Raw genomic sequence first — 25231 nt, 5'->3', positions numbered from 1 at the left:
TATAGGTGTATGTAGAAATTATAGTATATTATGTTGTGGAAATCATAGTATATGATGATGTTTAAATTATAGTTTATTCGGTTGTGGAAATCATAGTATATTGCGTTATTAAATATCTAAAAATCCTTAAAGCAATTATTAAACATATAGTTACATTCGTCTAATATGGATTGTAAGTCCGTCTAATATGGAATATAAATGAATTTTTCTCCTTGAAGACCTTGTAAAAATGCCAGGGACTGCTGGGACAGGTGGGACATCTAAGCCATTATTGAGCTAGACTGGTCCCTATCCTACTTTGTAACCTTGGGACATATGGGACACTAAAAACTCTGCATTTAATTATGATAAATTCGCGATTCGCGATTCGCGAATTTATGACATGCTACATTTCATTTTCAGCAATGAGAATACGGGGTCAGATCGTGCCTTTTGCTTCTTAATCATAGAGTAGTTTTATAATTCTGTTAACTCATGAATTCCAGATCCCCAAATTTTTACCAATTTTATTCAAGCAAATGGCAATCTGACCCCTTTATGTTCGCAAAGGTATTTTACCTAAACGAATACCTTTAAGAGCATTAGAAATGTCGGGCAATAAGTTGCCCGGCCTACGCTTACTAATATAGAAAGAAAAATCATTACCTTTTTAACAGCTAATTTTGGCCTCAAAAATAGCTTTTAAGAGGGGAAATATAGGGGGTTTTATGGATATCTTATTGTTTATTAATATAAAATTTTGGTCAGACCCCTATGCAGGATACTATTTCCGAAAAATTACTTATTCGTTTTAAGCCATTGTAGGAGACATTGTTTGGTTTTTTCAGCACATTTTTGAAATTTAGCATAAACAATTTCTTTTTGGCCATCATCTTCATTAAGTGCAATTTCTTGGAGATTCTTGGTCAAATTTAGTAGAGCAGTTGTCGAGCTATATAAGCAAGAGCTTTTAAATTTGTGGACACGGGATTTGAGTTGTTCCCAATCTTTTGATACAAAAGCGGAGTCAATTTCGGGGATAGCTCTCGTTAGTTCTTCATTTACCATATATTCGATCGTTTCAATAACTGCTTCTTTAGCCCCCCATAACTTGATAGCTGTATCAAATTCAAATAATGGGTCATCATTTCCTATATCAACTTGATCATTAGCATTTGTAGTATTGAATGATAATTTTTTCGAATCTGAGCAATATTTTTGGATGAGAAACTTCAACTCCTCAGATTTTAGAGGTTTTTCGAGTACGATTGTCATGCCAGAAGACTCTTGTTGTACTTTGGCTTCTTCTTTTGCATGTGCTGTAAGCCCAATGACGGGGGTAGGAGAGAGACCTTGTTCTTGTTCATATTCCATGATTTTTTTTGCCAGTACAAAACCTGAAAAATCAGGTAGGCCAATGTCAGATAAGATAAAATCAAAACGGTTTTTCTTTACAAGTTTCAGGGCATCTGTCGAATTGCTTGCTTGGTCAAAACGGCAACCTACCTTTTTAAGCATGTTACTGGCAATGCGCATAGCCATTGGGTTGTCTTCAACCAATAACACAAAAGGCTGGCCTTCGATATATTGAATTGCATTAGAATTACTACTCGATTGCAAGGACGTTTCTATATCTTTTTCAAGCTTTAGAGGAGCAATTATTTCATTGCTAACTGGTCGGAATGGAATTGTAACAGATATGGTTGTTCCTTTATTACGTTTACTTTGTACTTCAATGGTGCCTTGTAAAGCCTCAATGTATTTTTTAACAATTGAAAGACCAACGCCATGTCCCTCATATTTACCTTCATAAGATGGAGAAGCTCTAAAGAAGGTTTCAAATATTTTATCTTTGTCTTCTTCAGCAATACCGATGCCTGTATCAGTTACATCAAATCGTAATAGTGGGGAAGAACGTTCTTGTTCCAAGAGACTTGCTTTTAATGTGACGCTGCCCTCAGTGGTAAATTTTATAGCGTTGCTCACCAGGTTTAATAGAATGCGATAGACCTTACTTTTATCAGATTCTATCACTTTAGGAATATTATCATCCATTTCGAGCTTTATCGTTATGGATTTCACCTGAATCGCTGGAAGTTCCAATTCAAAAATGTTGTGAAGCATTTCTTCTAAATCAAATTCAACTAGATTTAGCTTTTTGTCTTGGATGGTTCCACTGGCTACAATATCAAGCACGCTATTTAACAGTGATAATAATTGTTCACCACTAATATTTAGCATATGGGCATGTTCTTTTTGTTTGATTTCAGAGACTTCATCCTCCAAAATTCCCGATAGTCCGATAATCCCTGATAAAGGGGTTCTAATATCGTGGCTCATATTAGCGAGAAATTCTGACTTGGCTTGACTGGCAGCTTCCGCTTTTTCTTTAGCTATTTTTAACTCGTTTTCTAGTTTTTTTCGTTCAGTAATATCGAGAGAAAAACCAATCATACCTATGATAATACCCTGGTCGTCTCTTATCGGCTGTTTTTGGGAAAGAAATACTTTTACCTCTCCATTTGCCATTGTTATGGATTCTTCCAGCTCTTGTGGAATGCCATTTTGCATGACTTGATTATCTATGTCATCGATCGCCTTTGCAGAATCATAATCCTCTAAAATTTCAAAAATAGTCTTGCCTATAACTTCATCTCTGTTTAACCCGAAGAGTTTTAGTTGGTTGGAACTGGTTCCCTTATAAATGCCTTTGGTGTTTTTCCAGAAGACATAAGAAAAGGGCATACTATTAAAAAGCAATTCAATGAGGCGCTCTGAATTATTATGCTTATCCATAATGATATCTTTCTCCTATCAATAAGCATAATGTATAGGCCACGAAATTGCTAATCAGATTGTTATAAGAGAAAGATGAGGGTTAGGCAGACTCTTGTTGGAACAGGAGAGGTTTGTAATTTTTTAAGTATTCAAAAGTATTATAAATTTTATCATAGCACTCATCCCAGAAGATAATACTACAAGAAATATCTAATAAATTAGCTGCCTGTTCCAGCTGGTCATCGGGTTTCACAAATTCAATAAATTCACTGTCAATATCTAAGCTGGGTTTTACGATTGATTGGAGCGAGCCTTTTATTTTAGGAAAATTGAGGAAGCCAGCATAGATATCTTTTTGGGTTACATTAATCTCTTTCAGTTCCCCCATCTGTATAAGATAGTTTGTTTCTTCAATATTGAGATTAAACAGTTTTTCATACACTTTTGTGATAAGTGCACCACCAGTTCTCGCTCCTACCTCAAGAAAAACAAACTCACCTGTTTTATTATCTAAAAAAGCTTCAAGATGATATGCGCCAGATGGACAGGATAACTTATCAAAGACTTTCTGACTAAATTGTTTCAACTCATTAAACATGTGTTGATCTACAATTGGTATGCTGCCAACTGGTTTTCCTTCAAAAAATCTCGAAAGAGCAAAGCTGCACTTACCGATCATGAAAAAATGCATAACACCATCGATAATCATTGCATCGCAATGAAAGAGCTCGCCATCAATAAATTCATCAATTTCAAAATCATAATCATGGACGACTATACGATCTAGCACATGAATCAGCGTATCCATGTCCGGAATACGATGGGTTTCAATACTGCTAACTAAATCTACAGGTTTGGCAAACATTGGAAAGCCCAAGTTATTCTCTAATGATTGGAGGTAGTCATCCTTATTCTCTAAATAGGCTTGTTTATCAAACTGTATGTATTTTGGCATACGAACGACATTTTCCAGTCTGTCCTTTGATACAACCTTATTGACAAAAGGGAGCAATGTCTCTGCTCTATGGCCGCTTATACCATATTTTTCGCGCAGATGCCCGCAGACTAGTAGAGTACTATCTTCATTGCTAAGTAGACGTATATTTTCTGGACCATATTCTTGTAAATATTGGAGAATAATTTTTTCGATTTCATCCAGATCTACTTGTTGAAAATCTCTGGAAATGGGATGGATTTCATCAAAGCAAGCACGGTTTTCATCACTCAGTTCGTTGAGACAGTAGGGGCTTGCAATTAAAATAAGCTTTTGAGATTCACTAGTACGTATTTTAGAAAAGTCACATTTAATATACACCACATTATAGATAAAAATATCTATCATACAGATCTCCTTACAAAACTTTTCTCATACGATTTTTCATATTGAAAAGAATGCACATCATATCATAAGTGTAAAAAACGCTCAATAAGGTGATTGTATGAGCATGAATTTAATATGATTTTTTATAATTTTGTGCAATTTATTAAAGCCCAAGGGGGCTTCAATAATTAGAAAAACCATGAGCCTTTAAAGAGAGACTGTATCTTCAATTCAAAGTGATCTTTGTAGGTGTATTTCTCCGAACGGATACGATTAAATAATAAAAGATTTAGATTGATTCTATTTTTTAGTTTAAAGGCATAGGTCTAATAGCCAGCCTAGCAACTGTCTTGAATGAAAATTCAAGACAGTTGCTACTCGCTTCAATATAATTAATCTTTTACTTTAAATTTAGTTTAAATTTAATTGCCTCTGATTGAAATATTTTTTGAAATTCATCCGAGGAGAATCCTAATTTTGAAAAAATTAAAAAGCATAATAGAACATCCATTTTGAAACAAAGTTCTAACAAATTGTTTTCATGAGATTTTTTTATATTTTTAGCATCTATATGGGTTAAGTTATTTCTTGTTCGAACAATTCTAGTTATCAAATTGTCACATTCTTCATTATCTTTTAAATATACTTTAAATGGCTCGATTAATTGGTTGAGCCTTTGCTTGAAAGTTATGTCATTCATATGAGATATTACATCATTTAACCATTCTTGATGGATATTATTTTCCTCTATAGCACACCAATCTAAAATATGAGTTTTTAAAGTTTTAAATTGCACAGGGTCCATATAAGTATGATTTTTTTTCTCTAGATCGATACGATGAAATGCCTCTAAAGATTGTGCTAATGCGAGGAACTTAGTTTCAAGCACATGATATTGTTCACTTAAGTATGATAAATACAAATAAAAAATAGGGTAATGAGTTTCATAGAGATCTATGAAGTTTTTCAAAATTAGTAAAAAATTCTCAAAATCATAAAACTCTAAAAATTCACTAGATTGAAAATCTTTATTCTTATCAAATATAGTTGATTGGTGGTAAACAAGTACCTTACACTTGTTTTCATCAACCATACTTATTTTTTTTAAATTTACTATATGATTCAATATTAGAATAAAAAAGTATTCAACTATTTTTATTTTTTTATAAAATTCCTCTTGTGTGAATGGAATTGAGCTGGTTAATACAAAACTAGTGTTATTTTTATTTACTTTTAGGGTTAATAAAGTGTCATCGTTTATTTTAATTGAAGTTGTGATTTTTTTATTGAACCATTTGTAAAGTGAAATAAACCTAAATGTCCCTTCGATTAAATTAATTTTATCAGCATTTAGATAATGTTTACCATATAGTGCTTCATGAACATGTATTTCAAATTGTTTATCCAAAGGATATAAAAAAGGGTATCTTCTATAATAGGAGTTAATAAGACTTACTGGCCTATTATCTATTAGGCCGTGTATAACATCAAAATTATCTTCGGAATTTCCAAGCGGTTTTTCCATTAATAATTTAATTCTTCCTCCATCAGTTATTATTAAATTCCCTTCGAATTTATTTTCATTCATGGGTAACCAAAATAATCCTTTGTGTTTTATTTTTTTAAGAATTCTCATTTTAACTCCTAAAATGATATCACTTAGTATAGTATGTCTTGATTAGGATTGGAGCATTTTGATATGCTCACGCCAGTCTACATATACCCAACAAACACAATGCAAGAACTGTTACCATGTACTTAGTCGAATGCTCACGCAATCTGACAAGAGTTTGATTAATTCCAATCTTGATATTAAAAAATATATGAAGATATCGTTATGAGTTATTTTCAGGATTGAAATCTTTAGGGAGTTGATACCATTTCCCTCTTTTTTTTCGAACCAAGCGATGGATAGTTAAGGAGTCTGGGTTTTGAGGGTCAAAATCTATTTTTTCTCTTGGTATTGGCTCTGCATTAATCATGCTCTTAATTTCTTCGAGTATTTTTGGATTAATTTCATTGATAGGTTTCTGGGTACGCCAATCGGAAAAATATCTATCCCAAATTTTGCTAATTAGAAAGCTGTCTTCTTTGGGTGGTGTTTTCGCAAAGGAGATAATTCCTTTCTCCTTTTCTTCAGGGGAAAAATTATCAAAATACTGGTCAATTTGTTTTAAACCTTCTTTTAATTCAGTTCCTCGAACAAACAACTGGTTGTTTTTCAAAAATAACGGTGCACATCTTTCGTGAAGCTTATCTTGAGAAACAAAAAAGTCACAAAATGGAAGATAGTTAAGGTATGCCATATCCATCAAATGTGAGTTTCTCTCTCCCGATTCTAGGTTTGATGCTATTAAAATGTAAAAGAACAGTTCAACCGTTGCTACATAAGCTGCATAGGGGGCATAACGACTAAGTGGCATATTGCCCGAACTATTCCAGCGAGCAAATATTTGATGCATGTATGATTTTGGTGTCCTTAAGAGTATGCAGATTAAGTGCATTCGTTCAAATATTTTATCTGTTCCATGAATAATATTTTCAGCAATAATTTTAGCATCAGTATGCGTTTTACAGGATCTGGTATTTATCCCCAGTTTATGAAGCTCATTAGCTGTACTATTCAAATCTACATTCGATAATTGAGCGCGCCAATTTTTTGCATATAATCGTTCAATCTCTTGGAAATCTCCACTGACCCATCGATTAAAAGCATCATTTTCGGATGTCACTTCCTGTACTATCCCCGATTTTCCATCTTTGTTTACAAATTTACCTCTATTTAAAGGGATACCTTTTCGCATGGGAATGGAAGAGCCGAGCAAATTTACTAGTGCCATTTCTAAATGAAATGCGCAAGGGGAGCCATTTGCGTCCGGGAACTTATTGGCGATTCTTTTCACAATGGTTTCTGGAGGAAGTTTTCCGTTTGTTTTTGCTAGGTCTGCTAAAGTTTCAACATAAAATATAGGGCAGATAATGGGGTAAAAAAAATGTCCGAACCATACAGATTCATCCACAGAAAGGGCTTGTATGAATGATTTATCAAAAAGCGTTATTGGTCCCATATCCGACCTTAAAATTTCCTTATAATCTGTCTACATTGCGTCTACATAACTTTTTCGAACTTTCTGAAAACTACCGTCACTACTTGATTTTATTGGTGGGCCCACTAGGACTTGAACCTAGGACCAACGGATTATGAGCCCTCAGCCTTTAAGTTAACTCGTTGATTTAAAATAAATAATTTGTCGCGCGATACCACTACAAATGTCGTACGATGTATAACAGTGTCGTACTCAAACACGCAAATCTCACGCAAGGTTATTTTAGCCTCTTGTGGATTACGTTATCAACTTTTTATTTTAAATAGTTATGGTATTAATAACTTGTTCAATTCTCTTTATATTTTCCAATATGTTCTCAAAGTCAGGTGCCTCACCAAAAAACATATCAACCATTTTGCTATGATCTTGCTTTAATTGATTTATAAATTCTTTGTTAGGGTACAAGCGTAAAGTTCCAACTACCGCCTCTTCATAATTTGCTCTTTTTGTTGGGAAATATATGGATTTATTTTTTACAACATCTGCTAACAGATTAATATCTTGTAAGGCATCTTGTGTTAGACCGCTTTGATCTAACTTAACAATATCATAATAATGACGAAATAATCTGCGAGGAACAGTACCCTCAGTAGGGCGATGATACTCAGCATGCAGTAAAGTTACTTTTTCCCAATAGGTCCGTTTAGCTAACAGTGTAGAGACAGATATTTCGGGGATATCATCAAATAATTCTGGCAAAAGTTGGTGGCAATAAGAGGTTATTTTTTTAGGCTCAAAAGGGCTAATATCTCCCCGAGCACCAAATTCCAATTTTACTGCTGATTGAATATATTCCGAGGTTTTTTTAGGGAAGCAACTTGGATAATGAAAAATCAAGCTTTGATCATCATTTTCATCAAGTTCTAAGTGCCAATCACTTTCGTTAAAATGCTCTGAAAGACCAGCGTTAAATGAAGTCGTTAGTAGCTTTCTGATTTCTCCAGAAATTTTTTCTTTAACTTTCTCACTTAACTCATCCAAGCGCTTGTCTCGTTGTTTTCTTGAACTTTCTTTTGCTGGGTCATTATTTTCGTTGATGCCGATATAGTTTTTGCACAAAGTTAAATCAATATCTTCAGAAAAGCGTTCAATTACATTGTAGCATTTCGAGAGAGAGGTTCCTCCTTTGAAAATAACGTGAGGTAATAAATCAGGGTGTGAGAAAATTTGATTTAGAGTCCAACATACCCAAAAGTCTTTTTCAATAATAATGGGGTTCTTAATCATTTCTGATCGAGCTGTTGCTTCTTCAAAGGTCAGTTGGCGTTCTTTCGAGCTAAGCTCCAGTAGTTCTCTCATTTCATTTTCCTATAATATTTACAACAACTCTAATCATCCAATCTGGTAATTGAGTCAATATTTTTTTGAGCTGCGCTTTATCTCTTTGTGACAGGATAGCTTTACTTTTCTGAATCATGTCGTCAGTAATACTGTCTTTTCCTAGATGATTTAATGCGTTTAATACCTTAATTACATTAGGATTTAAAGGGATATTATTTAAAAATTTCGAATGGCTAAACTTCATTGGATAGTTAGATATTCTTTTTTGTTTTGTGCTACCGGAGGTAATATAAGACGGCTTTGCTGAAACCTGATTATCAAAACCTAGCTGATTAGCAAGTTGCGCACCACCGGGTTGAATAGTGTCTCCTGTGCGAACTGCAACTGCTCTGGCAATCGCATCTGCATTTGCTGATAAGGTCCCTAACTTTGGGTGCTGAATAGGAAAATCATAAATCCCGTGGCCTATCTTTCTGATAATCCCCTTATCAACCAATCTATGTAAGACAACACCGACAGTATTACGAGGTGCTATATCCACAAAATCTTTGGGCGTGAACACCCACCCACGCTTTTTGGCTCTTATACGCCTTATAATACTATCACTCACTGATTTCATGGAAGTATCTCTTGTAATGAAATTACATTAAAAAACATTACATTAAAATTTAATATTTAAATGTTTATTCATTGAAAAATATATGTTTTTTTAAATATATATAAATATAGTGCTTTTTAATATTATAGCAGGCATTGTTTGAATAACAATAATGTTATTCATTTGCTAATTTGCGAGCAACTGATTTGAGCAATTGCATGTTGGGAAGCATACAGAGCATTCACGTAACATATGTAATTCAATTTAAGTTTGAAGGATATGTTGCCATACCTCTATAATCATAACCATGGCCAATGTATCTAGTTCGCAGTATCTTAATAAAGCGTTTCTAAGTTCTTCTCGTTCAGAATTACTCATATTGGTGAACTGTAACTTTGCATAAGCTATTGTTGCGGCACCACCTTCTTTTAAGTCTTCACTATCAAATAAAAGCTGAGCATCTTCATCAGTGATGTCTTTATTGATTGGTGGTAACAAATGATAGGGATCTTTTATTCGATCATTTTCTTTAACTATCCAACATTGATTTATAAAGTTATGGCTGTGAATTCCATTTACGGATCCATATATTGGTTGGCTATATTTTTCTTGAAGGAAATCTGATCGATTTAAAATAGCAGGAAATACTTGTTTAATTGAATTAGAACCATTGGTTAGAGGATCATAATAAAAACGTTTAACTAATTCCAAAATATCAACCATACAACGCGGACCTTCCCATTTTACCTTGCTATCAGATGGTGACTTTGTGATGGAGCGTATAAAAGAGCCTAAATCTTCTTTATCATTAGGAGGTTCAATCATTTGTTCTAGTCGTTCAAGAATAGAGTTGAGATAGGTGTTTTCATGGTTACTATATCGAAATATTGTCCCATCATCATTTTCTAATTCCTTTTTTAGATGGCGAACAAATTCGATGCTTGGATCAACTCCAGGCTCAGAATTCAGATACTGACCAACATGAGAAACTTGACCGTTTTCATTAAGTGTATGATGTGAGAATTGAAAGGTGATACCTTGATAAGGGTGAGAACCTTTATTAAAAGGAATTGGCAGCATAGCTGTTTCAAAGTCTATAAAGTGGAAGGGATATCGCCATGAATCAATTTCAGCCTTTAGGTTTTCTTTATCAATCCAGATGCTATTGTCTTGAGTTTTAATTTTTTCTATCTGGAGCCATTGCCTTTCTGTTCTCGAAATACCTGATTTATCCGATTCGTTTATTTTGAATTCTGTTTCGTTAATATCCTTTAGCTTGATTAGTCCTTGCTGAAAGTATTTCGGTTTATCTCGGCAATCCCATAAATCGAGAATTGTATGGTCATTAAAATCTGTTTCTTTGTACCCTAATGATTCACGCCAACATTCTTTAAAACCAGATAGGAATTTGTCTGATTCTTTTGTATTAAACTGGCAATCACCACATTCGCTTTTTGCTTTAGGAGTGAACTTCTGCTCACTAAAATACATTTTGCTGAAATTGTGAAACTGGTCTTTTACCGTTTGTTCTTCTTCATTTTTTTCTTGCCAAAACAATTCGATATGATGGTCAACATTTACTTCTCTTAAGATTTTTATCGATAAATCTTCTTCCGTTACTGGTGATGTTAATGTAACAATAGCTTTACTGTTGCTATCTTTTTGTACCAGAAATTTTTGATTTAAGCCATCAGTTGGACAGATAGCATCTTTATCGACAAGCATTAAATAACTACTTATGGTGAAGGATGGGTAGAGTTGCTGCAGAACCCATTTTTGAAAAGCGATATCAGCAATATATGGCTGCCATTTTTTAGTTGCCATCTTAGATTCATCTTTTTTACTAATTGATTTTGCTTTAACTTCAATTATTTTGATATGCCCTGGTCTTTTTTGCAGGATATCAGCACGCAGAAAATAGTTTTGATATTGAAAGGAGGCCTCGAATACAGTTATTGAATCCCTTTGAATTAACAATTGAGTTTTGTTTAGTGCCTCCGTTGTACTTGAGCTTTCAATTGATATGCCATCTGGAAAATAACATCTTGCCAATGCTTCTACTTGAGCACCACCTTCAGCCAATGCTTTTAGAAAAGAGTCATCATCCAGTATATTTGCATATTCATCAGGTCGATCATAATACCAGAGCTTAGTTGGGCATTCTAAAGCCATTTTGAACTTTGATTTAGTTAGGAGCTTTCCCATCCCTGTCTCTATCAGTATTTGTTTAAATATTCATGTTATTAAGTTTAGTTGATAAAAATAAGAAGCCCCAATCTGGGGCAAGAGATAGATTTATGAATTCTTTTGCGATGAAATCTATTTACAAAATAGCAAGAGAACCACACAAGAGGCAGCAAACAATGTGGCTGAAGATACCAATGCAAATCGACTGAATTTCTGTGTCTTTTGTGTGAAGGAGTGGGCCTCAATCAATGAATCCGAGATCAGTTTCTTCATAACTTGAACCGATTCTTTAGTAGATTCGTGCAGCAATCTGGTTATAGCTTCTTTACTACTAGCTAATGCTGCATTGAGAACCTTTTCAGCTTTTTCTTTGGTATCATCTTTCCATTGTGAGGAAATGCCTTCTATTTCCTCTCGGAACTGTACCAGCAAATCCTGTTGGGTTTTCCGATTATCCTCAATCAGTTGTGCATTCATAGTCTGAAGTATGAGGATTGGATCGTCTTTACCCAAAAGTACACCATGTTTGACTGTGATGTCTTGAATGATTTTATCCAGTTTTTCTGACATTAGATCACCCTGGCGCTATCCAGTTGTCCAAATAGTTGATCGCGAACGATTTTTAAGCGTTGGCGGGTCATAATGCTTTTCTCTGGCGTACCCAAAACTTCATCGAAGGTCAGTTTCTGTTGAAGCATCTCGGTTAGATCTCTGCCATAGGTTTCTTTTTTCAGATCGGGGATTTGAATTAAGGCTGATATTCTATCCTTGTTATCTCGATAGGCTTTCAGTTGTTCAAATGCTTTGCCTTCATGTTCAATAGCTCCCCAATAGGGATTGAGCCAGACTACAAACTGAGCTTCATTTGCAAACTGGTCAATCAGCTGTGCGAAGCCATTAATGGTATCAAATAAGGCCTGGCCTCCGGTTATGACAGTATGAATCACCATTTCATGGCCTAATTCCTTTAACAAAGCCGGAACTTGATTGCTGATGAGGTAGTGAGATAGCGGTACAAAAGAACTGGCACCGTTGTCAATGACTACATCATTAGTTGTGGAGGCAATTTTTTCAATGAGGGTATCAAAAAGACGGGGGTTAATTTCATCACCACTCATAACTTGAATATGATCGACGTTTAGAGCCTTAAAGCCATGAAAGGTCGAATTGATGGGGTCGGTGTCAATACACAGCGGAGTGTGGCCTTTGTGTTGTTTGTATTGTGCTGTAGTTGCTGAAATAAATGATTTGCCGACACCGCCTTTTCCCTGCAGTGTGATATGTATTTTTGCCATTACAAGAGTTCCTCCAAGTTGGGTTTGGGATTAAAAGTAAAGCCGCGAATTTCGGTTTTTGCCTTACTTTTAGCCTTTTCATCATCCTTGGTGTTTTCCTGCATAGATGGCTTTTTTTCTGCAGCAATCAAACGTGCTACATAGCCACAAAAAGTTTTATATGAAAATGAAATTTTGCCTTCTTCAACTAAGGTTTCCCAGACAAGCTTTATAGACCAGCCGTCAGCTAGCGCTGAAGCGATATCATTTTTTAATGCAAGAAATGCGGCTTTATTTACAGATTTAGCAGAGGCTTTTCTTAACATTTGCTTTGCTGCGATTCGTTCGCTGAGGGAGTTTCCCATGTCATACCATCAACTTATTATTGTTCTCTTTCTGATGGTACAAACTATTTTGTTGCTGTGCAATCAGTTGAGTTATTTTATTTCCTTTTGGCGTAATTAAACCTTCTATAAAACGCATAAATATGTAATTTATCGTAATTATTGGTAATTATTAGAAATTAATTTGGTTTAAAAACAAATAGCCTTGAAATTACATAAAATTACCTGATAGTATGCTATTAGATGAACTTAAAACGCAGGGCAAGATAGGTGAAGTTAGCTAACCAGCAAGCTGGCTACCAAACCTCACAAGTCTTATTCGCACCTTCGGTGCTCAACGAAAAACCAGTGTTTTGAGATCAAATTAATACCTAAAGGATTGTCATAACCACTTTATTAAGAGGTCGGCATCCTTATGGACGATAAGCTTAAAACACCCACTAGAAAAAATGGTCGTCATCTTCGCGTTCCTGTTTTGCCTTCCGAAGAAATTCAGATTAAATCAAATGCAGCCACAGCTGGGCTTTCAATTGCCGAGTATTTAAGAAGGATTAGTCTCGGTTATCAAATTCAAAGTAGTGTTGATAAGGATTATGTACTGCAACTAGCCAAAATTAATGGAGACCTAGGACGGCTTGGTGGACTGTTAAAACTATGGTTGACTCAGGATAAACGTGTTGCACACTTTGACCTCCAAACAATAAAAACATTGTTAGCTCGTATTCAAACTACTCAGGATGCGATGTTTGAAGTGGTGAAAAAACTATGATTATTCGCCATATTCCTATGAAGAAAACCAGGCTTAGTAGTTTTTCAGGTCTTGTTCAATATCTATGTAATCAACAAAACAAACAGGAGCGAGTGGGTAAGATCAGATTATCAAACTGTAATAGTCTCGATCCCATTTGGGCTGTTCAGGAAGTATTGGCAACACAAGCTAAAAATCAAAGAGCAACAGGCGATAAAACTTACCATATGCTTATTTCGTTTGCTCCAGGAGAAAACCCTCCAGCTCAAGTTTTACAGGAAATCGAAGATACGGTGGCTTCATCGATTGGATTTAAAGAGCACCAAAGAATATCAGTTGTTCATCATGATACAGACAATCTTCACATTCATGTTGCGATTAATAAAATTCATCCTCAAACCTTTAATATGATTGAACCTTACAGGGCATATAAGACTTTTGCTGAGGTCGCATCCAAGCTAGAGATTGAATTAGGTCTTCAAATAACCAATCATCAAACCCGTAAAAACCATTCAGAAAATCTTGCTGACGATATGGAGCATCACTCAGGTATTGAAAGCTTAATTAATTGGATGAAACGCTATTGTAAAGAAAAAATCGATGCTGCCAGTAGTTGGAAGGATATTCATACTATTTTGGCAGAACATGGGTTGATGATTCGTATTAAAGCCAATGGTTTTGTGTTTTGCAATGTCCGAGGGCTTACTGTTAAAGCAAGTTCAATTTCCAGAACATTTTCTAAAAAAAATCTCGAATCCAAGCTAGGTTCATTCGCACCATCTTACCCAGAAGACGATGGATCTACATCAAATGTTTATCATTATGAACCATTAAATAAAAAGGTACTTGGCACCAATCTCTATGCTAAGTATCAGCATGAAAAATCACACACTAAATGTTTTGTTTCAGACAAACTTAAAAAGTTACGTGAGGCCAGAATAAAACTTATTGAAAAGGCGAAAAAGCGAGGACGAATTAAACGAGCTGCTTTGAAGTTAATGAACCTTTCTAAAGCACAGAAAAAATATCTCTATCAGCATATAAACAAAACGCTGCTTAATGAGATTGATAACATAAGAAAAAATTATGCAAAAGAACGTAGCCAGTTATTAGATTCTCATAAAAACCCAACCTGGGCTGATTGGCTGAAACAAAAAGCACAAGGTGGCGATCAGGATGCTTTAATGGCAATGAGGTATCGTAATCGTAAAAATAAGCATGATTACACCATATCAGGATCAGGCTCTTCTTTTTCTTCCTCTTTAAACTTTAGACAAATCGACTCTGTTACTAAAGAGGGTACTGAGATTTATAAAAAAGATAACAGTGTTATTAGGGACAATGGAAAAGAAATTATCATTTCTAAAGGCGGCTCTATTCCTGCGCTTAAAAGAGCCTTGGAAATGGCAAGACAGCGCTATGGTGACTGTATTTGTGTGAATGGGTCTCCATTATTTAAAAAGATTATCTTGCAGATTGTTATTCAGTATCAAATGCCAATCACTTTTGCTGATTTGGATTTGGAAAATCAACGTCAAAAACTAAATTTTGAACAGGAGAAACCCCATGATCAATCAAGAGCAAACCGACAAAGCCATCGAGGAAGAACTTCAGGAGACCATGAGGCTGCTGGAACAGCCACTGGAAATAGAAGGGGCAGCACAAAGCCCAACTCTTTCAGCATTAGACAAGGCTCGCCAGCCAAAGATCACCACAGCTTGCGAAACTTGTCCAAATGCGATCTGGTTCAGCTCACCGGAGGAGGTCAAGTGCTATTGCCGGATAATGCACATGATCACCTGGAGCGGAAAGGATTCAAATCTGATAACCATGTGCGATGGAAAATTTTTGGAATAAATGACAAAAGTAAAAGCCGCAAAAATAAATAAATTGGGGTTAATTTTCCATCTATCCTATAGTTATTAGATGGGGTAATTAAGAAAAACCACACTGATATTAGGAATAACCAGGGTTTTAAGTAACTTAGGGAAAACTATGGACGATGATAAATTAATTTTGGATGCGGCTAATAGCTATGGTTTTAATTTAGAATTCCGAGCAAAAAAGATACTGGAAGAAAAGAGTTTTTCTGTTTTAATGAATCAGTTAATAAAGAATGAGGATGAATTTGTAGAGGTCGATATTAAAGCAGCGCAATATCAAGGTAGGGAATGGCTAATTGAGTGTAAAGGGGCCACAAACTCATCATATCTGATTTTGATTAAAGAAGATAATGGCATTGACCCCAAAATGTATAATACAAGGCGACATGCTATTAAGGATTCTAACTATCGAATTGCTCAATTCAAACCAGATGAAAATCAGTATTTTTTTACGTTTACTGGTGATTTTTTTAATAAAACAGGTAATCAACTAAAAAAAGCAGCTAAGAATGACTTTGAAAATAATTTCTTTAAGGCTCAGAATCAAATTTTGTCGGCTATAAAGGCTATATCAGTAACAGATGTAGATAAAAATAAATCAAGAGACTTTCCCATCATCATCCCCATTATTATTACAAATGCTAAGTTATGGGTTATTGATTACAATAATTCCTCAGCCCCACAAGTTAGCCAATATAAATGGGCTTTACATAAAATACCAACTAAAAATAATTTATATATTGCTCCCAAAAATGAAAGAGAATTTGACTCAATTTCAATACTGGTATTAAACATTGAATATCTGGAAGAGTTTCTGAGTAATTATTCATTTTGTGAAGACGGAGAAATAACAGTTAGTAATGGCTCATTGTAATAAAACAGGTAAAGGTTCAAACCTGATGGCTTGAACTTTTACCCATTATGTCGAATCTAGGAAATATGAATTACATTGTTCTTTGACAATCGCATACGATTATAACGTTTAGCAATTTTTTCAACCTTTGGTTTGATCTGACGTATAACCCCTTCGAAACCCAATTTGCTATGATTTGCCAAGTCATTAAAATCACTGAATTTTTTAGGGTTTGATGACTGCTCATTTGACGCGAAGGTTGGTAGCACAATAAAACCATTGACAGCATCAGCAGCTTCGCCAGCTTTTTCTTTACCGGGGTTGATACCCTTCGATAACTCCAGATGCTTGTCATCATCCGCGGCCAGGATAACTGGAGTATGTGGATACTTTTCATGCAATGCTTTAGCTACTGCTTTTAGGTTCCCTGAATCAAAGGCAGAAACGACAGCAGGCAGCTCACATGCTTCTTTTATCGTTGCAGCAGTAGCATAACCTTCGGCAATTATAATTACAGGTGTATCAGCAAGCTTTTCCAAACCACCTAGCACGTGGAAACAACCCTCCTTTTTGGAATCTTTTGCAAAGCGTTTGGTTCCATCTTCGGCAATGTATTGAACAGTCCAAAGTGTTCCTTCGCAATCTGTTGCTGGAATACAGGTTATTTTTCTTTCTTCATCGGTATATACGCCAGAATGAACTTCAATACCCTTAGCCTGCATATAAGGTGTGGGTTCCACAATCTCTGCCATTATTGATAATTTTTCCTTGAGTCTTAATGCAGTATTTTTTTGTTTAGTTTCAAGCTCACGTTGGCGAGTCTGTTGATGCTCAAGCGCTTCAGTCTTAAGCGTTGTCTTGTGTTCATCAGTCAAAATGTAACCCTTACATTTCCAATTAAGCTCAGCACCAGTTCGATTATTTTTAATATATCCAGCCGGAATACCATCTAAATGGGCTACATAAAATCCTGCCTTTTCACCATTTTTATCACCCTCTGTAGCTATGCGATGAGGTTTACCATCCATAATTGGATGCCCACCTGAAACAATAGCACCAAGGTTTATCAATGCTGCTTTAAATTCATCGGCAGGTATAAGCGCTTTATCCTGAGACATTTCTTGATTTTCAGGAAGCCAGGCTTTGATTTTCTCAATAGGAACACCAGGATTTGCATACCAACATTTTTGGACTTTATCCCAGGCAATACCTGGTGTTCCATCAGAGAGTTTTCCTATTGTGGATTTAGCACTCTCTTTTTGTTTGAAGGAGATGCTTAACCAGACCTTTTCAGAAGTGATGTTTTCAGACGTCATAAATGCTACCTCTTTAAGTTTCTCATCCTTGATTTCAATAAGTTCTGCTAGTTGAATGTCTTGGGTTTGCTCAAAAGCACACAGGTGACTAACGATTTTTTCTGCATCTGCAGATGCTCTGAATATTTCTAAAGGTTCATCTTCCAGAACTTGAATCCACGATTTGATATATGCCGTGTGCTGAGAAGGGTCATGGCCTATACCAAGCTCTGCACCTAAGAGCATACTTGCAATTTCTGCTCTCAATTCTTCTTTGGCGTAGGCATCTGAACCAAAGGGATGACCTAAATCTCTATCCAGTCTTGAAGGATGACCGCTCCAATGTCCAAGCTCATGCAGGGCAGTGGCATAATAGTTTGCTGCAGATTTAAATTGCTCTTTTGGTGGAAGATGAATGCTATCAGTCGATAATCTGTAAAATGCTCTGTCCGCTTCAGAATGAGTAATGGTGGCGCCAGAGTTAAGCAGTAGTTTTTCTGCTCTTTCAATTAAGGACCAGTCCGGCTCTTTTGTAATGAGTTTGGGCATATTATCAATTTGTGATGCATGAAATACTGTTGCATAAAACACCTTGGGTCGTTCAAGATTCACCTGCACTTTTAATGGATTACCTTGCTCATCAAGCACAGGTTTACCCGCAGCATCTTGTTTGATTTGTTCTTCATGAAATTTCCAATACTGAATCGTCGTGCCTTTTTCTCCCTTGCGCACTTGCGCATCGATGCTTTGTGCTTGTTTGTAAGTTAACCAGCGATTGTCATCACTTTGATTCAGCATTAAATACAATGCATTAATCCCGCGATAACGTTTACCTGTTATTGGATTATAAGGAACTTGACCATTACCTGTGCCTGGTTCCCATGGTTTTAGCCAGGGTGCCGTTCCTGCTTTCAAGCTTTCAATAATTTGGTTGGCGACGACCTGATGATAAGGCATTTTAGTCATAAATAGCCTCCATCGCATCTTCTTCATTGAGTGCATCTTCAAAAAATGCGCCCATGATATCTGCCTCTATCGGACTGACTTCGACAAGAAAGCCAGGGATTACTAAATCCTCGAACTTTTCTGAAATCACATCCATTAACTCGGTTTCATGACTCATGTGGTTTTCTCCCGTTTATTAATTACCCATATGGGTGTGATCATTCCCTTGATTTGTCTTGTGTGAACAAGACCATAATATCGACCATCGAATGACCATTCGCTTTGACTGGTCATCGTCATGATTTCATTTACTTTAAGTTGATAATTCATTACCTGCCATTGAGGTAACGCGCGATTTATCCCATCCTGTAATTTTGGTTTTGAATAGGGGATTATTACTTGATTCACAAAAACCCCTTCATTTGTCACAGAGAGGATATCGCCAGATACAGCCACTACTTTTTTCATTAAATAGCCATATCCATTACAATAAAGACCTTGGTCTATATAGCCTCTGTTCTTGGCTAATTTGAAAGTTTGCCTATCATCTGGGCAAAAAATCACATAAGCATTTTTTAGCGGCTCTGCACCGGTGATGCGATATAAGCCTACAGGAATGGATTCAGTAAGATTTATCCTAAAGCCCATAGAATGGAATAATGAGCCTGCAGCTATAGTACTTATCAAAACAATAGCGATGACGACGGACATTTTTTTCATAACCGGATCACCTCGTCTTCACTTAAACGAACACGTAAAATATCTGAGTGAATAGGTGCCTCTACAGAGGCTCTAGCCATGAAGACTGGATCTTTAAAATAAAGCGGCTGTTTACCATAAATTGCAGGAAAGCCCGCTGCATAAATAACCATGTCGCCTGCTTCAACAATTAAACCATTTGAATCCTTTTTAGGCCCAAGCATACGCAGACACTCATCAACGGTTAAAAGTGGTCTCGATATTTCCTGAATGGTTTTTGATATTTGATTTAAGAACGTAGAGAAACGTTTACCGCTGGTGGTGATGTGTTCTTTAACAATCGTCGTTTGACCTGTCAGCTTGGAAAGATGTTCTGCCGTTTCAACTCGGTTGGGTGGATAAGCATTTTGGATGTGGCAATTAGAAGTAATGGTCTCATCAGGGCCATAGCCCCGTTCACGGCTTTTAAGCTGATTAATGTCCTGACAAATTAAGTAAAATTTTAAACCATAACCTGCAACAAAGGCTAATGACTCTTGTAGAATATCGAGTTTTCCAAGGCTTGGAAATTCATCAATCATGCAAAGCAGTCGATGTTTATACGTTTTTTTAGCACTCACATAAGATAATCCTTTGTCATCGGATACACGCTCAAATTCCATTTTGTCAGCCAATAGTTTCACTATCATATTAATCATGACTCTAACCAGAGGTTGAAGCCTGGCCTTGTCATTAGGTTGGGTAACAATATAAAGACTCACGGGATTTTCATGGTTCATCAAATCTCGAATACAAAAATCGGAAGACGAGACGTTATGTGCTACCACTGGATCGCGGTATAACGCCAAATAAGATTTTAAAGTAGATAATACAGATCCTGCTTCTTCTTCGGGGCGGTCTATCATGTCACGCGCAGAGGCTGAAATAACAGGATGGGTTTTGCCCTCAATATGTGGGTATTGCGTCATTTCAATGAGCAGGTCGGCAATATTAATATTGGGATCAACGAGCATACGGTCAATGTTGGGAAATGTGGCTGGTTCTCCCTGGTTGTTCAGTTTATAAATCGCATGCAGAATAAAACCAACCAAAAGGGCTTGAGAGGTTTTTTGCCAATGCGTTTCCAATCCTTTACCATCGGGATCAACTACAAGTGTTGCCAAATTTTGTACGTCGCCGACCTCTGATTCAGTACCGACTCTGATTTCATTTAGTGGGTTCCAGCGTGCACTTCCTTTTAACGTTGCAGGCTCAAAGCGAATGACTTTGTTGGTCGCATGTTTCTGCCTCCATCCAGCGGTCATTGCCCAAAGCTCACCTTTTAAATCAGTGATTACGCAGGAATGTTTCCACGATAAAAGGGTTGGAATCACAAGGCCAACACCTTTCCCAGAACGTGTGGGCGCATAAGTTAGGATATGCTCAGGCCCATTATGACGAAGATAATGAATATCCCCTTTGTCATCCTCAAACGCCCCAACATAAACTCCTTCATCATGTCCAATGAGGCTTGCACTGTTTAAGTCCTCCCAATTAGCCCATCTGGCTGAACCATGGAGGTAATCACTCACATTGTTCTTTTTAAAGTATTTGGAAGCCAGCACGATCATCATTAAAAAGAGACAGCTAATCATGACAATCAGACCAAAGGCGGCATTAAAAGAATCTGGGTAATAGTATTGATATTTAATAGCCCAAATAAAAATCTGCCAAGGCATATAAATATGAACGAATGAAGTCCCTAAGACATCAGCATAGTGAAATTGATGCGCGAAAAACTGCGTGCCAATTTGCATACTGATTAAAAAAGAACAAATCACTAACCAGGTATGCGTTTTATTTGCCTTGCCATGATTTTTTTCTCTGACTTGAGGGCCTATGGCTTTATTCAGTTTGTTTTGGCTCATTGGCTCTCTCCCGATGCCCTTTGGTTCACAAACTGACTGAGCTCATCTGATGTATCAGTACCTGAACTAAAGCTACCTCCAGGAGTACCCATAGACAAAATATTTTGTGCGTTGGATTCTTGCGATTCAGAAGCAGATGAATCTACCTTGTTCTGAATTGCCTCAGCAATTTTTCCACCTGTTGTGTCAGCAATTTTTTCAGCAATGGCCTCTTTAACCGAGTTTGCTTTTTCACGAGCCACATCCATAGTACCTGATGCTAAATGGGAACCAAAAGAACCTGCAAATTTGGCAGCTGTTCCCATGGCTTCGGCTAAACCACCGGTTTTAGAGCCTTTATCCATCCCTGACAGAGAACTTGTATCGCCAGAGTTGGTTGATTGGCTGGCTGCTTTAAATGCCGCATTGAGTGCGGATAATCCACCACCGCTTTGGGCAAGTACACTACCTGCAGCCCCCGCCATGGCAGCCCCAGCTATTCCAGCAGCTCCCATAGCACCACCCAGACCGAGCCCACCGCCACCACCAGAACCACCTCCTGATACAATGCCTGCTAAAGCAGGTGGAATTTTATCAATAAGAACCAGTAACAGTACGGCAACTACCAGCATGACAAACATTTCTTTAAGCATGATGTTTTCAGACATTGCAGCGTAATATTGATCTACAAAGGATTTACCAATACCAATAATTAAAATCATGGCAAAAGCTTGTAATGCAATCCCCAACACAGTTTTGTAGTAGTTAATTGCAATGTCCTGAGTCCAACGGCCACCGCCAAACCCTAATAAAACAATACCACCATAAGTTAAAATCCATGCGGTGATTAAGATAATGAGCATATTGATACTGACTAAAGCCAATATAATTAGAATGACCCCGGCAACGAGCAATCCAACGGTAGTTGCTGCAGGAGACCAGATGGATGAGCTGTCTATGGCTTTTGAAACAATATCAAACCCAACATCCACAATATCAGAAGGAGAGACATGTTCATTAATTCCAGAAGCCTTGGCTGCAAGTTGCCGCATGGAATCTATTATCGCTTTTGCAATTGCAGGTCCATTGTCTAAAATCCAATAGAAAAAACCGATAACCACAAAAAAACGTACTGTTTCAGCTAAGAATTCTTGAATGTCTGCTTTACGCAATGCCATCAAGCCGTAAGTCCACACCATACTGATTGAGGCCAAAGACCAAAACAAATATCTGGCGTAACTCAACATGGTTTTACTCCATAGCGCAGATGTGCTGGCAAATCGCTGTAAAATATTATCCAGTAAATCACGGCTATCCATGCCATGCCCCTGAGCATGGCAGCAAGCAGAAAACCCAAGTAAGCAAAAAAGAATAAAATAAGGAGTTATTTTTTTATTCATACCATCACCACTTCTTGCCAGAGCTTTTGGAATAGCTACCACCACGGAAACACGCATCACCAATAGCTTGGAGTTCTTCTTTAGTTCGACCCTCTCTTGAGCTGTTGCATGTTAGAGAAGCCAAATGTTCAGCCTTTTTTTGAGCCGCGGTTTCAGCGCTGTCGCAACCTGACAGAACACAAGTAAGAACCAAAATTGATAAACATATAACTTTCATTTCCTCTCCTTTTTATGATGGATTACCATTTTTTCCCTGAGCTTTTATGGTATGCCCCTGATCTGAAATGCTCATCTCCTGCAGTCTGTATCGCTTCCTTATTGGCATTCGCTGCATCTTTGACTGCCTGGGCATTTTGTTGCGCCAATAACACACCTCTGATTTGAAGCAATTGATGGGATTGATTACTTGCTAATTGAGAAGCAGCTTGAAGAGCCTGTTTTTGGCCGGCAGCACTTTGTGCTTGAGATTGCAAAGTACGTAGCTTTGCAGAATCATTTTTTAAGCTCTGTTGTTGTTTGTCAATTCCTTTGAGCATGGCATCATTTGAGCGTTTTTCAGCAACTGAAGCCGCTAATCTGCTTTGTTTGATTTTTCTAAGCTCTTCAGCAGAACATTGACCCGTGCCATTAAAACACGGTGTCTTTTGGTAGTATTCCTGACTTTGGAATCGGTCCAAATATCCTTGGAGGCTGCCAGCTTCCTGCTTGTAGTAATCAATGGTATCAGTCGACTCAAGCAAATTATTAATAACCGAGTTGGCATTATCCCATTCAAAGGAAGTCAGTGATTTGGTGTTGTCTAACATGTTTTGATATTGATCCATCTGATTCTTGTATTGATCGACTTGCGTTTTATATTCGCTAAGCTGAGTTGCAATCATTTTTCCATTTTGAATCCAGTTCGCAATGTCAAATACAGGCGCACCACCCGCGAATGCTGGCAAAACAAAGCAATAAATAATTATGGATTTAAATTTCATAATGCTCTCCTTCATTGATAAGCAAATTGCCTATAAGGCTGCTTAAACGTTAAATCTTTCACTACGATGATATTGAAACGATAACCTGGACGGACATTGATAGTAGGAGACACATTCAGGTTTTTTGAAACCAGTTGCGAAGTAACCTCGCCCAACTGTTGCCCTAAAGCCTGACTCATCACACTGCCAGCTGTGGGTTGGGCGTAACCGAATTGGTTAGACTGGTTGGTATTTTGGCTATAAGTAATACCCGCAATAATGCCTGACATTAAAAGCGCTGAACCATAAATTCGCGCATAATGATTATCTACCTGATCGCGAAAACCACCATATCCAGCACTATCAGCACCCGGCATAGACCCAATATCCAAAGCTTTACTGTCTGGAAACACTAGGCGTTGCCAAGCCACTAATACGGAAGACTGACCAAAAGGGACATCACTGGAATAAAGCCCCAATATCTTGGTGCCTTGGGGTATCAAAAGATATTTTCCGGTAGCGGTGTCATATACGTTTTGTGATACTTGAGCGATAATTTGACCTGGTAATTCTGAAGAAATACCACTAATCATTACCCCTGGAATCACGCTGCCAGCTCTTAGTTCGTATCGACTGTTCGGATTTTGCAGCGTTGAATTTAAATGCCAGCGCATTTCATTTTCCTCACCACCTAATGTTTGTGGCATAGGTTTGGCCTGTCTTCCTTGTAATAATGCGAGCTGCTCTTTAAATGCTGATGAAGGGTCGATGTTTAATGTCATCTCATTGCTATTCATGGAAGTTTTAGTAGTGTCGCGATTATTCAATCGTGGGTTATCTACCATTACGGATGACTTAGCTTTGACAGCCTCTTCAAATTCTTGAGTTTTTTCCTGACGAATACGCTCGATTTCAGCTTCAGATACCTCTTGTGTCAGAGTATCTTCTTGATGAGGAAGTTGTTCAGTAATGGGCAAAGGACCTGCTTCATTATTAGCTATCGTGTCACTCTGGGGCGGAATCACTGCTGTTTTATGATTTCCTACCACATCATTGGCAAGGCTCATGGTATTTTTCTTAGGGTTCTTAACCTTTGCTATTTCTTGTGGCTGGTTTTGCGCATTAGCCCGTTTATTGGCAACCAATGCGATGAGCACCACAAAAAGAGTTAAAATACCAATTGCAATCATTAGTGGGACATTATTTACACGTTTTACACCTGTGGTTTGAAGCTTTTGCGGTGAATTGTCTGGTGACAAATAATCATTATTTTTATTCATAGTTCTTATTCCTTATGTGTCCATGCGCTGATAGGGATGATATTTTCGCGGCTTTTTGCATACAGACGGCTCAATGTTTGCATTCCTACAAAAAGGCTTACTCGATAGCTTTGAGGTTTAAGTTCATCTAACACATAGAAAAAATTAGCCTTATTCTTAGGGCATTGATTTTCATTGATGCCATAACCTCTTTTTCTCAAGTTTTGAATAAGACTTAAGCCAAAGCCATCTGTTACTCTTTGACCAATACAAAATGTATTTTGAGCTGGTGGATATACTCGAGTTAATTGATTGGTTGCATCTACAGCCAAATAACTATCTTTACCCTGAGACATGTGAGTGAAATTGCCATAACGCATGCTGGCACAGCTTGATAACAAGACAGCGAGCAGTAAAACACTTAATTCTTTCATC

Annotated in this window: 22 protein-coding genes; 3 read left to right on the top strand and 19 right to left on the bottom strand. The window is 37.0% G+C overall.

The features are described 5' to 3' along the window. Positions 1–777 precede the first annotated feature (777 nt). The 10 genes from IZU94_RS10225 to IZU94_RS10180 form a co-directional block, all read right to left on the bottom strand. Positions 778–2775 carry a PAS domain-containing hybrid sensor histidine kinase/response regulator gene (locus IZU94_RS10225; RefSeq protein ID WP_203110356.1) on the bottom strand — a complete coding sequence of 666 codons (1998 nt, stop codon included), beginning with the start codon at positions 2773–2775 and terminating at the stop codon, positions 778–780. A gap of 82 nt (positions 2776–2857) precedes the next feature. Beyond that, positions 2858–4099: an ATP-grasp domain-containing protein gene (locus tag IZU94_RS10220; RefSeq protein WP_203110355.1), complete on the bottom strand. Its 1242-nt coding sequence runs from the start codon at positions 4097–4099 to the stop codon at positions 2858–2860. A gap of 379 nt (positions 4100–4478) precedes the next feature. Continuing rightward, positions 4479–5714: a HEPN domain-containing protein gene (locus IZU94_RS10215; RefSeq protein WP_203110354.1), complete on the bottom strand. Its 1236-nt coding sequence runs from the start codon at positions 5712–5714 to the stop codon at positions 4479–4481. Between the two features lie 199 nt (positions 5715–5913). Beyond that, positions 5914–7146, bottom strand: a complete 1233-nt coding sequence (locus IZU94_RS10210) for a hypothetical protein (RefSeq protein WP_203110353.1) — start codon at positions 7144–7146, stop codon at positions 5914–5916. Positions 7147–7443: 297 nt separating this feature from the next. After that, a complete protein-coding gene (locus IZU94_RS10205) occupies positions 7444–8484 on the bottom strand; it encodes a nucleotidyl transferase AbiEii/AbiGii toxin family protein (protein WP_203110351.1) in 1041 nt (346 codons plus the stop codon). A gap of 1 nt (position 8485) precedes the next feature. Beyond that, positions 8486–9085, bottom strand: a complete 600-nt coding sequence (locus IZU94_RS10200; protein ID WP_203110349.1) for a DUF6088 family protein — start codon at positions 9083–9085, stop codon at positions 8486–8488. 243 nt (positions 9086–9328) lie between these two features. After that, a complete protein-coding gene (locus IZU94_RS10195; RefSeq protein ID WP_203110346.1) occupies positions 9329–11269 on the bottom strand; it encodes a DUF2779 domain-containing protein in 1941 nt (646 codons plus the stop codon). 114 nt (positions 11270–11383) lie between these two features. Next, the gene (traM, locus tag IZU94_RS10190; RefSeq protein WP_203110344.1) at positions 11384–11821 is read right to left on the bottom strand and encodes a conjugal transfer transcriptional regulator TraM; all 438 of its coding nucleotides are present in this window, start codon (positions 11819–11821) and stop codon (positions 11384–11386) included. Then, a complete protein-coding gene (locus IZU94_RS10185) occupies positions 11821–12546 on the bottom strand; it encodes a PRK13886 family protein (protein ID WP_058450392.1) in 726 nt (241 codons plus the stop codon). The genes traM and IZU94_RS10185 overlap by 1 nt, the downstream gene beginning before the upstream one ends. Continuing rightward, positions 12546–12890, bottom strand: coding sequence for a TraK family protein (locus tag IZU94_RS10180; RefSeq protein ID WP_028378772.1), 345 nt, complete (start codon positions 12888–12890; stop codon positions 12546–12548). The genes IZU94_RS10185 and IZU94_RS10180 overlap by 1 nt, the downstream gene beginning before the upstream one ends. Positions 12891–13284: 394 nt before the next feature. Here IZU94_RS10180 and traJ point away from each other — a divergent pair, with 394 nt between their 5' ends. From traJ to IZU94_RS10165, 3 genes are all read left to right on the top strand, one after another. Continuing rightward, on the top strand, positions 13285–13638 hold the full coding sequence (gene traJ / locus IZU94_RS10175) for a conjugal transfer transcriptional regulator TraJ (RefSeq protein WP_203110342.1): 354 nt from the start codon (positions 13285–13287) through the stop codon (positions 13636–13638). Continuing rightward, complete coding sequence (gene traI / locus IZU94_RS10170; RefSeq protein ID WP_203110340.1) at positions 13635–15506, top strand: TraI/MobA(P) family conjugative relaxase; 1872 nt, start codon at positions 13635–13637, stop codon at positions 15504–15506. The genes traJ and traI overlap by 4 nt, the downstream gene beginning before the upstream one ends. Positions 15507–15612: 106 nt before the next feature. Next, entirely contained in the window at positions 15613–16374 is a 762-nt protein-coding gene (locus IZU94_RS10165) for a hypothetical protein (RefSeq protein ID WP_203110338.1), read from the top strand. A 56-nt stretch (positions 16375–16430) separates the two neighbouring features. Here IZU94_RS10165 and IZU94_RS10160 read toward each other — a convergent pair whose 3' ends face one another. From IZU94_RS10160 to IZU94_RS10120, 9 genes are read right to left on the bottom strand one after another with little or no spacing between them, the layout of a single operon-like run. Further along, positions 16431–18614: a zincin-like metallopeptidase domain-containing protein gene (locus IZU94_RS10160; RefSeq protein WP_203110336.1), complete on the bottom strand. Its 2184-nt coding sequence runs from the start codon at positions 18612–18614 to the stop codon at positions 16431–16433. Then, entirely contained in the window at positions 18607–18771 is a 165-nt protein-coding gene (locus IZU94_RS10155) for a hypothetical protein (protein WP_019349995.1), read from the bottom strand. Before IZU94_RS10155 ends, IZU94_RS10160 begins: the two co-directional genes overlap by 8 nt. Then, on the bottom strand, positions 18768–19313 hold the full coding sequence (gene traF, locus IZU94_RS10150; protein ID WP_203110334.1) for a conjugative transfer signal peptidase TraF: 546 nt from the start codon (positions 19311–19313) through the stop codon (positions 18768–18770). The genes IZU94_RS10155 and traF overlap by 4 nt, the downstream gene beginning before the upstream one ends. Further along, positions 19310–21199 carry a type IV secretory system conjugative DNA transfer family protein gene (locus tag IZU94_RS10145; RefSeq protein ID WP_203110333.1) on the bottom strand — a complete coding sequence of 630 codons (1890 nt, stop codon included), beginning with the start codon at positions 21197–21199 and terminating at the stop codon, positions 19310–19312. Before IZU94_RS10145 ends, traF begins: the two co-directional genes overlap by 4 nt. Beyond that, positions 21196–22578: a P-type conjugative transfer protein TrbL gene (trbL, locus tag IZU94_RS10140; RefSeq protein WP_203110331.1), complete on the bottom strand. Its 1383-nt coding sequence runs from the start codon at positions 22576–22578 to the stop codon at positions 21196–21198. Before trbL ends, IZU94_RS10145 begins: the two co-directional genes overlap by 4 nt. Positions 22579–22582: 4 nt before the next feature. Beyond that, the gene (locus IZU94_RS10135) at positions 22583–22795 is read right to left on the bottom strand and encodes a hypothetical protein (RefSeq protein ID WP_203110329.1); all 213 of its coding nucleotides are present in this window, start codon (positions 22793–22795) and stop codon (positions 22583–22585) included. A gap of 22 nt (positions 22796–22817) precedes the next feature. Further along, a complete protein-coding gene (gene trbJ, locus IZU94_RS10130) occupies positions 22818–23558 on the bottom strand; it encodes a P-type conjugative transfer protein TrbJ (RefSeq protein WP_203110327.1) in 741 nt (246 codons plus the stop codon). A gap of 11 nt (positions 23559–23569) precedes the next feature. Continuing rightward, positions 23570–24817 carry a TrbI/VirB10 family protein gene (locus IZU94_RS10125; protein ID WP_203110326.1) on the bottom strand — a complete coding sequence of 416 codons (1248 nt, stop codon included), beginning with the start codon at positions 24815–24817 and terminating at the stop codon, positions 23570–23572. 5 nt (positions 24818–24822) lie between these two features. Next, positions 24823–25230, bottom strand: a complete 408-nt coding sequence (locus tag IZU94_RS10120) for a conjugal transfer lipoprotein TrbH (protein WP_203110325.1) — start codon at positions 25228–25230, stop codon at positions 24823–24825. Position 25231 lies beyond the last annotated feature (1 nt).

The organism is Legionella bononiensis (assembly GCF_016786215.1).
Classification (GTDB): domain Bacteria; phylum Pseudomonadota; class Gammaproteobacteria; order Legionellales; family Legionellaceae; genus Legionella; species Legionella bononiensis.
Note: the sequence above shows the minus strand (reverse complement) of the source record. Positions and strands in the feature narration are given on the sequence as shown.

Excerpts from the sequence above, each read along its gene's own strand:
- IZU94_RS10225 (WP_203110356.1), bottom strand. The coding sequence starts at position 2,775 with ATGGATAAGCATAATAATTCAGAGCGCCTCATTGAATTGCTTTTTAAT.
- IZU94_RS10220 (WP_203110355.1), bottom strand. The coding sequence starts at position 4,099 with ATGATAGATATTTTTATCTATAATGTGGTGTATATTAAATGTGACTTT.
- IZU94_RS10215 (WP_203110354.1), bottom strand. The coding sequence starts at position 5,714 with ATGAGAATTCTTAAAAAAATAAAACACAAAGGATTATTTTGGTTACCC.
- IZU94_RS10210 (WP_203110353.1), bottom strand. The coding sequence starts at position 7,146 with ATGGGACCAATAACGCTTTTTGATAAATCATTCATACAAGCCCTTTCT.
- IZU94_RS10205 (WP_203110351.1), bottom strand. The coding sequence starts at position 8,484 with ATGAGAGAACTACTGGAGCTTAGCTCGAAAGAACGCCAACTGACCTTT.
- IZU94_RS10200 (WP_203110349.1), bottom strand. The coding sequence starts at position 9,085 with ATGAAATCAGTGAGTGATAGTATTATAAGGCGTATAAGAGCCAAAAAG.
- IZU94_RS10195 (WP_203110346.1), bottom strand. The coding sequence starts at position 11,269 with ATGGGAAAGCTCCTAACTAAATCAAAGTTCAAAATGGCTTTAGAATGC.
- traM (WP_203110344.1), bottom strand. The coding sequence starts at position 11,821 with ATGTCAGAAAAACTGGATAAAATCATTCAAGACATCACAGTCAAACAT.
- IZU94_RS10185 (WP_058450392.1), bottom strand. The coding sequence starts at position 12,546 with ATGGCAAAAATACATATCACACTGCAGGGAAAAGGCGGTGTCGGCAAA.
- IZU94_RS10180 (WP_028378772.1), bottom strand. The coding sequence starts at position 12,890 with ATGGGAAACTCCCTCAGCGAACGAATCGCAGCAAAGCAAATGTTAAGA.
- traJ (WP_203110342.1), top strand. The coding sequence starts at position 13,285 with ATGGACGATAAGCTTAAAACACCCACTAGAAAAAATGGTCGTCATCTT.
- traI (WP_203110340.1), top strand. The coding sequence starts at position 13,635 with ATGATTATTCGCCATATTCCTATGAAGAAAACCAGGCTTAGTAGTTTT.
- IZU94_RS10165 (WP_203110338.1), top strand. The coding sequence starts at position 15,613 with ATGGACGATGATAAATTAATTTTGGATGCGGCTAATAGCTATGGTTTT.
- IZU94_RS10160 (WP_203110336.1), bottom strand. The coding sequence starts at position 18,614 with ATGACTAAAATGCCTTATCATCAGGTCGTCGCCAACCAAATTATTGAA.
- IZU94_RS10155 (WP_019349995.1), bottom strand. The coding sequence starts at position 18,771 with ATGAGTCATGAAACCGAGTTAATGGATGTGATTTCAGAAAAGTTCGAG.
- traF (WP_203110334.1), bottom strand. The coding sequence starts at position 19,313 with ATGAAAAAAATGTCCGTCGTCATCGCTATTGTTTTGATAAGTACTATA.
- IZU94_RS10145 (WP_203110333.1), bottom strand. The coding sequence starts at position 21,199 with ATGAGCCAAAACAAACTGAATAAAGCCATAGGCCCTCAAGTCAGAGAA.
- trbL (WP_203110331.1), bottom strand. The coding sequence starts at position 22,578 with ATGAATAAAAAAATAACTCCTTATTTTATTCTTTTTTGCTTACTTGGG.
- IZU94_RS10135 (WP_203110329.1), bottom strand. The coding sequence starts at position 22,795 with ATGAAAGTTATATGTTTATCAATTTTGGTTCTTACTTGTGTTCTGTCA.
- trbJ (WP_203110327.1), bottom strand. The coding sequence starts at position 23,558 with ATGAAATTTAAATCCATAATTATTTATTGCTTTGTTTTGCCAGCATTC.
- IZU94_RS10125 (WP_203110326.1), bottom strand. The coding sequence starts at position 24,817 with ATGAATAAAAATAATGATTATTTGTCACCAGACAATTCACCGCAAAAG.
- IZU94_RS10120 (WP_203110325.1), bottom strand. The coding sequence starts at position 25,230 with ATGAAAGAATTAAGTGTTTTACTGCTCGCTGTCTTGTTATCAAGCTGT.